This window comes from Methylopila musalis (assembly GCF_042679725.1).
Lineage (GTDB): Bacteria > Pseudomonadota > Alphaproteobacteria > Rhizobiales > Methylopilaceae > Methylopila > Methylopila musalis.
In genome coordinates this window covers 1-1,363 of the sequence record NZ_JBHTMX010000356.1, presented here as the reverse complement: position 1 = coordinate 1,363, position 1,363 = coordinate 1, and the positions used below count along the sequence as shown (strand labels likewise).

1 protein-coding gene is annotated in these 1,363 nt (G+C 76.5%); it reads left to right on the top strand.

What is annotated here, in order from left to right; genetic code table 11:
- On the top strand, positions 1–1,363 hold a 1,363-nt coding region (locus ACFQ4O_RS17610; protein ID WP_378777683.1), incomplete at both ends, for a heavy metal translocating P-type ATPase.

The following is a 1,363-nucleotide window of genomic DNA, read 5'->3' as shown; positions in this document are numbered from 1 at the left end:
CGACGCCGCCCCCGCGCTGGCCTCCGCCCGCGCCCGCACGGCGCCCGACGCCTCGACGCTGTTCCCCGACGCGCCGGACACCTGGAACATCCGCGTGTCCCGCATCGGCGACACGCTCTCCACTTGGCGGGTGCGCCGCGAGGGCGAGGACCAGGCCCGCTTCGCCCATCCCGCGCTGCTGTGGCGGCGCGATCTGGCGTTTCGGCTGGAGGAGGAGCTCGCCGCCATCGCGGGCGTGGAGGATTTCCGCGCGAGCCCGCTGACCGGCGGCGTCTCCGTGCGCTTCGACGCCGGCCTGCTGTCGGCGGAGCGGCTGGCGCGCGAGCTGGAGGCGGCCTGGCCGCGGCTGCTCGATGGGCTCGACGGCCCGCCGGCCCCCAAGCGGCTCGCGGTCTCCGTCGGCCTGCTCGGACTGTCCGCGGCGAGCCAGATCGCGGTTCCGGCGCTGCGTCCGGTGGCGGTCGCGGCGCTCGCGCTCTACGGCGCGCCCAACGTGGTTCTGGCGGCGCGGCAGGCCCGGCACGGCCAGATCGGCCTGCCGGCGCTCTACTCCGCCGGCCTCGGCTTCCTGCTGATCACCGCCTCGCCGCTCGGCGGCTCCATCATGGCGGTGTTCATGCAGTTCTGGCCGGAGCTCGTGCGCCGCACCATCGTGGCGCGCCAGCGCCGGCTGTTCGCGGGCCAGCGCCGGCGTCCGGTCTGGGCGCGAATCCCGCAGCCGAACGGGCTGAAGCTCGAGGTCCATGTGGACGACCTGCGGCCCGGCGACATCATCATCGTCGGCCGGGGCGAGGTGGCGCCCGCCGACGGCGTGGTGGAGCAGGGGCTCGCCGTGATCGCCGACGAGACCGCGTTCGGCCATGGACGCCCGCGCGACGTGACCAAGGGCGATCTGGTCCATGCGGGCGCGCGGGTGACGGACGGGGCGGTCGCGCTCCGGGTGTCGCGCGCGGGCGCCGCCACCTCAGCGGCCCATGTGGCGCGCGCCCTGCCGCACGCGCCCTTCGTGGGGCTGCCGTCGTCGGCCCAGGCGGAGATCGCGGCCAACCGCAACGCCAAGCCTGCGCTGGCGCTCGCGGCCGTGAGCCTCGCGGTCACCCGCACGCTGCGGCCCTCGCAGGCCACCATCCGGCCGGACTACGCCACCGCCCCCCGCTTCAGCGCCCAGCTGTCGGCCTTGCGGGACTTCGCGGAGGCGCTCGACGAGGGCGTGCTGTTCCGCCGGCCGGCGGCGCTCGACCAGATCGCCGACGCGGACCTGTTCGTGTTCGACGACACGCCCGGCCTCGGCCGTCGTCAGGCGGAGGTGGCGCGCGTCGCCGCCCGCGCCGCGACCGAGGACGAGGTGCTGGCCTACGCCGCC